8 protein-coding genes and 1 pseudogene are annotated in these 6,000 nt (G+C 51.0%); 2 read left to right on the top strand and 7 right to left on the bottom strand.

The genetic code is table 11. From position 1 onward, the window contains the following. The coding region (locus J3350_RS07995; protein ID WP_207686260.1) for a VirB6/TrbL-like conjugal transfer protein, CD1112 family at positions 1–667 on the bottom strand (667 nt) is incomplete at its 3' end. A gap of 67 nt (positions 668–734) precedes the next feature. Between J3350_RS07995 and J3350_RS07990 the strand changes: the two genes are divergently transcribed. Together J3350_RS07990 and J3350_RS07985 are read left to right on the top strand one after the other, a co-directional pair. Next, positions 735–905 carry a hypothetical protein gene (locus tag J3350_RS07990; protein WP_179860563.1) on the top strand — a complete coding sequence of 57 codons (171 nt, stop codon included), beginning with the start codon at positions 735–737 and terminating at the stop codon, positions 903–905. Between the two features lie 57 nt (positions 906–962). Continuing rightward, a complete protein-coding gene (locus J3350_RS07985) occupies positions 963–1,937 on the top strand; it encodes a Fic family protein (RefSeq protein WP_370569282.1) in 975 nt (324 codons plus the stop codon). A gap of 33 nt (positions 1,938–1,970) precedes the next feature. On the opposite strand, the pseudogene J3350_RS14145 reads toward J3350_RS07985, so the two are convergent. The 6 genes and pseudogenes from J3350_RS14145 to J3350_RS07955 form a co-directional block, all read right to left on the bottom strand. Then, a pseudogene (locus J3350_RS14145) lies at positions 1,971–2,063 on the bottom strand (Maff2 family mobile element protein); the annotation flags it as partial. 90 nt (positions 2,064–2,153) lie between these two features. Beyond that, the gene (locus tag J3350_RS07975) at positions 2,154–3,764 is read right to left on the bottom strand and encodes a recombinase family protein (RefSeq protein WP_002569232.1); all 1,611 of its coding nucleotides are present in this window, start codon (positions 3,762–3,764) and stop codon (positions 2,154–2,156) included. A gap of 111 nt (positions 3,765–3,875) precedes the next feature. Next, positions 3,876–4,064 (bottom strand): transposon-encoded TnpW family protein, encoded by a 189-nt coding sequence (locus J3350_RS07970; RefSeq protein ID WP_002569233.1) that lies wholly within the window; start codon positions 4,062–4,064, stop codon positions 3,876–3,878. Further along, positions 4,061–4,915, bottom strand: coding sequence for an ATP-binding protein (locus J3350_RS07965; protein WP_009255551.1), 855 nt, complete (start codon positions 4,913–4,915; stop codon positions 4,061–4,063). Before J3350_RS07965 ends, J3350_RS07970 begins: the two co-directional genes overlap by 4 nt. Further along, on the bottom strand, positions 4,912–5,661 hold the full coding sequence (locus J3350_RS07960; protein WP_006555734.1) for a phage replisome organizer N-terminal domain-containing protein: 750 nt from the start codon (positions 5,659–5,661) through the stop codon (positions 4,912–4,914). The genes J3350_RS07965 and J3350_RS07960 overlap by 4 nt, the downstream gene beginning before the upstream one ends. Next, a complete protein-coding gene (locus tag J3350_RS07955) occupies positions 5,651–5,863 on the bottom strand; it encodes a hypothetical protein (protein ID WP_058966390.1) in 213 nt (70 codons plus the stop codon). The genes J3350_RS07960 and J3350_RS07955 overlap by 11 nt, the downstream gene beginning before the upstream one ends. Between the last annotated feature and the right edge of the window lie 137 nt (positions 5,864–6,000).

Here is a 6,000-nt window from a genome sequence, read left to right as displayed (position 1 = left end):
GGTAGTTCTGCCCCATGTGGCTCTGCTCGTGGTTGCCGAAGGTCGCCATGGGGATGGGCGCAAGGCTCACCATGCAGTAGATCTCGATCATACGCCCGTAGACGATCACAAAAATGATGATGCTCAAGATCCGCATGGTGATGCCGATGAAAAAACTTTGCAGGAAAAGCCCGAACAGGGGGCCTACATCCATCTGCATCAGGCTGGCTTCCAACATCGACAAGCCAATGTCGTTGACACGGGTATTTCCGGCAATGATGCCGCTGGAATCGGACACCACCTTCTGTGTCAGGTCAAAGACCGCCATCACAATATCGAAGGTGTTGCTGATGAGCCAGACCGAAACAGCGGTCTTAAAAATCCAGCGCATGATGAGGGCAGGCTCAAACTGCGCCATGTTGTTGTGCTGGGTGATCATCTCGATCAGCTCGTAGCAGGCAATAAAGGTCAGGATGATGCCTGCGATGGGCAGCACCACGTTCCGGGATAGGGCTTCGATCATGGCGAACACTCTCGGCTCAAAGCTGGAGGGCTTGGTGCCCACCTGCTGGGCGATGTTGCCGACTTGGGTGTTTACATCGTCGAACAGGCCGGAAAGATTGGACATAATGCCTGCCGTCAGGATGCCTTTGATCCAGTCGGCAATGGCTTTGAGAACGGTTTCCATTCAGCAGTCACCGTCCTTAGCTGAAGTGGTTGATGAGGGTCTTGAGAAGGTTCAGGAGAAAAATAATGTGGGTCAAAAACTGCATAAAGCACCGCCTTTCATTGATGGGTGGATAAAAACACGGCTTGGGGCACGGACATTCAATAAAACTGCAAACCGCAGAGGGCTTTCCGCTGCCGCTCAAGCCGCCGTATGGAACAATGGTCTCATTTCATCTATCATTTTTTCAAAATTTTGATTGATGAATGATAGATGAAATGATATGATAAAAGAAATGATATGGGAGGTATACACCGTGCGAAACAAGAAACCGCCGTTTGAAATCACAGAAGCAGTTCTTTCAGATGTTATGGAGATCAGCGAACTGGTAGGCAAAATCAGTTCCACCCAGAATCTTTCCACAAGTCCGATTCTGCGCCGCCAGAATCGCATCCGAACGATTTATTCTTCTCTGGCGATCGAGCAGAACACACTCTCTTTGGAGCAGGTGACGGCTGTTCTGTCTGGAAAACGTGTGCTTGCCCCTCCAAAAGACATCGCTGAAGTAAAAAATGCCTACGAGATCTACGACCATCTTGCAGAGTTGAATCCATATTCGATGGATGACCTCTTGCTTGCGCATCGGACGATGATGCAGGGACTTGTGCGTGAAGCGGGAGAGTTTCGTTCCCGACCGGTTGGCGTTGTAGACAACAAGGGGAATGTCCTGCATTTTGGAACATTGCCGCAGTACGTTTCCTCTTTGATGGAGGAACTGATTCAGTGGACAGAAAATAGTCCCTTTCCTCTTTTAATTAAGAGCTGTGTTTTCCATTATGAATTTGAAGTGATCCATCCATTTGCAGATGGCAATGGCCGTATTGGACGGCTCTGGCACACACTGCTGCTGTCAAAATGGAACCCCTTGTTCGCATGGCTTCCCATCGAATCTATCATTCACGACCATCAGACCGAGTATTACGCAGCAATCAATCAGTCTAATGCACAGGGTGAAGGAACTGTTTTTATCGAATTTATGCTGGGAATCATCAAAGAGGCTTTGACCGAAGCAATCAATGAACAGCCTGTTGCACAGAGCAAGGAAGAAGTGCGTTGGACGAAAATTGCAGCATTTCTCCGCACAAACCATATTATCCAGAACGTCGATGTACAGAATCTTCTCGATGTTTCTCCTGCCACTGCAAGTCGAGTTCTGAACACCTTGACAAAAGAAGGAAAGCTCGTCAAAGTGCGAAATGGTCGCTACTGGGCATATAAATTGGCAGATTGATTATGTACAGGCGGGAAAACCCGCCTGCGGCTCTTAGCCGAACAGACCAGACAGCAGAGGAATGAGGGTGATGCCCACCAGAGCGACACCGCCGCCAGCCATGAGCTGCTTCATGCCCTGAGACTTTACTGATGTGCGATAAAGAAGTAATAGAAGTGTAAAAAATTTTGCCGTTCCTATCCGGCACTTGCGCATTGTGTCGGATAGGTCGGGCGGTTATTCGGGCAAGTCCACCTTGCCAACAAAAGAATAATAAATCTCAATGTCCTGTCTGCGGGTCTTGTTCTCGTCATAGCTGCACTCATGCACAACGATTTTCTCTACAAACTCCCGCAGCAGAGTAGGGGTAAGTTCTTCAAAGCTGGTATGCCGCCGGACAACATTCATAAACTTTTCTGCGTTCACGGTGGCTTCCTGTGCTTTGGAAAGCTCCGCTTGAATAGCAGCGGCTCTTTCTTTCAGCTCCCGTTGCTCTGCTTCATAGTCTGCCGACAGCTCTGTGAAACGCTCGTCTGATATGCGCCCGGTCACGCTGTCCTCATACAGCCGCTTGAAGATAGCGGATAACTCGGCTATGCGTTTCTCGGAGGCTTCCAGTTCCTTTTTCTTGGCGGCGTTCCTGCGTTTGCCCCCGTCCTCGTTCTGCTCAATCAAGAGTTTCATAAACCGGGCTTCATGCTTTGCCGCATAGCTGGTCACTTTCCGCAGATTGGAGAGTACACCAGCGGTCAAGAGGTCGGTGCGGATAAAGTGCGCCGTACAGTCATGGGTGCGTTTCTTGTAGTTGCCGCAGATATAACAGTCCTGCTTGCGCTTGTCCGTCTGGTATCGCTGCTGATACATCACGCTGCCGCAGTCCGCACAGAACAGTATGCCGGAGAACAAACCCACTTCATCATAGCGGTTTGGGCGTTTGCGCTGTTTGCGAAGCTCCTGCACCCGTTCCCATGTTTGGGTGTCTATGATAGGCTCGTGGTGGTTCTCGAAAATCACTTGCTTTTCCGGGGGATTTTCTACACTGTGCTTGACTTTGTAAGAAAGTTTTTCTGTCTTGAAATTTACCAGACAGCCTGTGTATTCCCGGTTTTCAAGGATATGCACTACGGTATTGGTCGCCCACTTGCACTCATAGCCGGGGTGGTAGCGGCGGGTGCTGCCCGTCCTGCGGTATTCAAGCGTTCCCGGCGTGGGGATTTGCTGCTCTGTGAGCATACGGGCTATCTTGGTCGGACCATTCCCGGCAAGACAGAGGTTGTATATCTGCTTGACTACGGGTGCAGCTTCCTCGTCAATAATGAAATTTTCATCCTCGTCCATGAGGTAGCCATACACAGGCTTGCTTGTGATGGGCTTGCCATTCATGCCTTTTGAGCGTTTTACTGCTTTGATTTTCTTGCTCGTATCTCTCACCAGCCATTCGTTAAAGATATTCCGCAGCGGGGCAAAGTCATTGTCGCCCTGTGCGCTGTCCACTCCATCATTGATAGCGATGAAGCGGACACCTTTCTGTGGGAAAATCATTTCCGTGTACATTCCCACTTGCAGGTAGTTTCGCCCTAACCTCGACATATCCTTTACGATAACTGTCCCGACTTTTCCGGCTTCAATGTCCGCAAGCATGGCTTGAAAACCGGGTCTTTGAAAGTTCGCACCAGAATAACCGTCGTCCGTGTACCAGCGCAGATTGGAAAAGCCGTTCTGCTTTGCATAGGTTTCAAGGATACGCTTCTGATTGGAAATGGAATTGCTTTCGCCTTGCAGCTCGTCCTCATGGGATAGTCTTGGGTAAAGGGCGGTAATTGGTTGTTGGTTGGTCTGTCTTAACATAAAATCCTCCGTTTCCGACAGCCAGCCCCACTATTCCGTACCTTGATTGTACCACATGGGGCGGCTGTCTGTATAGCGGCAAAAGCGTCAAATCTGCTTCTTTATGGTCGGTCAAATCGCCGTTTTTTGTGTAGCAGCTTCCGCTTCCAGCACTTTCATCATCTTGTCGGCTGCGGTGTCGGTTGCGCCCTGCTTGAAGAAGCCGGAAACGGTAAGGACGGAGTTGCCCATGCGGATTTCCGTCACACAGTCCGGGCGGCGGTCTGTTTTGGTGGTGCTTGTCTGTTTCGTTTCTGTCATAGGCTCTCCTTTCGCTGCTTCATCAGTTGCTTTAAGCGTTCCAGCTTTTCCTGTGCGGTTTCCTTTCGGAAGTTGCTGCCCGTGAAGCGGACGGGGGCGCACATGGAAGTCAGCCTGTCATAGATACGGGCGTGGGGCGTGTCCTGCGGGTGCTGCAATTCCTCCAGCGTGAGGTTGGTCGTGGCGATCAGCGGCTTGCCGCTTCGGTAACGGCTGTCAATCACGCTGTAAACCTGTTCCAGCCCGTATTCTGTCCCTCGCTCCATACCAAAATCATCAAGTATCAGCAGGGGGTAGCTGCAAAGGCGGGAAATATATTCGTTCCTGCCCTCAAAGCTGGCGGCAAGGTCACCCAGTATCGTTGCAAAGTTTGTCATGCACACCGGGACTTCCTGCTCCATAAGGGCGTTGGCGATACAGGCGGCAAGGTAGCTTTTTCCCGTCCCCACGCCTCCCCAAAACAGGTAGCCGATATTTTCAGCCTGCATGGTTTCCCAGCTCTCCACATAAAAGCGGGCGGTTTCGGTCTGTGGGTTTCTGCCGTTGTCATGCTCAAATGTCCAGTTCCGCATAGCAGGGTCAGTAAAGCCCCGGCGTTTCAAGTCCTCCACTTTTTCAAGGTGCTTCTGTCGGCTTTCGGCGGCTTGCTGCTTTTCACGGGCTGCCCGCTGGCAGTCGCAGTCTGTTGGGTGGCGGTCACGCCCGAAACAAGTCTTTCCCTCTGCAAAATAGGCTTCTTTGGGCGTATGGCACTTACCGCAGTATAAAAGCCCGTCCTCGCCTGTGTAATCCTCCGCTTCGGTGGTAGTGGTTGTAATGTCCGTAATCATAGCTTCAATCTCGTTTTTCATAAGCTCTCGCCCTCCTTGCATGAATAATCGGGTATGCCCTGTTTCGGGGCAGCCTTGCCTTTGGCAGCGTCCTCCTGCGCCCACTTGTAAATGGTGGCTGCATGGCTGTGGTACTGCTTCCCGGTGGAAGCGATATGGCAGGAAAGCCGGTCAAGGTAATACTCCCACTTGTCGGGCAGCTCTGTTTTCAGCCCGGAAAGCTCTGTATCGGTCAGTATCACATTGTTGTATCTGCCATAAGCAGCGGGGGCGGGGTGTCCCGTTTCTCCCTCTCTCTCTTTTTCTATCTCTATCTCTTTCTCTAACTCTATCTCTATCTCTGGTGGACGAATGTCGGACAAATGTCCGCCTTTTGTCCGGGGCGGTAAAAGTGCCTTGTTTTCCAGCCTTGCAGCCCGTTTCCTCTCGGCTTCGGTAGAGGACTGTCCTATCATCAGCTCAATATCGGTCATATAAAAAGCCCCGCTGTCAAGCTGCTCCACAAGCCCCAACTGCCGGAAAATCTCTAAAGCCCTCTCAACCGTCCCTATCTGGTGGCGGGTCAGTGTCGCTATCATCTGCGCTGTGTAGGGGATATGCTCGTCAAGCTGCAATTTCCCGCCGTTTTTCAGCGATTTTAAGTACAGCTTCAAGAGGATATTGGAGTATAAAATCCCGTCTTTCATATCTTCCAGCAGCACAATGGAGTCGCTGTCAAAAAAGTTCTCTTTCAGCTTGAGGTAGTAATACTTGCGGTTATCTGCCATTGTCCCTGTCCTCCTTTTTCCGGCGTTTGGAGTAGTAGTGGGGGCAGAGTATGATAACCGCCCGGAAGCTCTGCTTGCAGCTATGGGTACAGCCCCGGCAGAGGTCGTTGTATGTGATACGGTCGCAGGTGGTATTCCCGACTTTTACTTGCCGCAGGAAAAAAGACCATTCCAGCCGCCGTTTCTTGCTCATTCTTGGCATGGGTGCGCTCCTTTCTGCCGTTTCCGCTGGTGTGGCGGTATCGGCGGTAATTCTGTATCATCTCGGTATCATTTTCGGGGTTTTTCTGCCCTGTAAGCCCGTTAAAAAATCCTTTGGTATTGCGGATAGGGTGCGGG

The organism is Faecalibacterium sp. Marseille-Q3530, assembly GCF_017377625.1.
Classification (GTDB): Bacteria; Bacillota; Clostridia; order Oscillospirales; family Ruminococcaceae; genus Faecalibacterium; species Faecalibacterium prausnitzii_E.
This window is presented reverse-complemented; position numbering and strand designations above follow the sequence as displayed.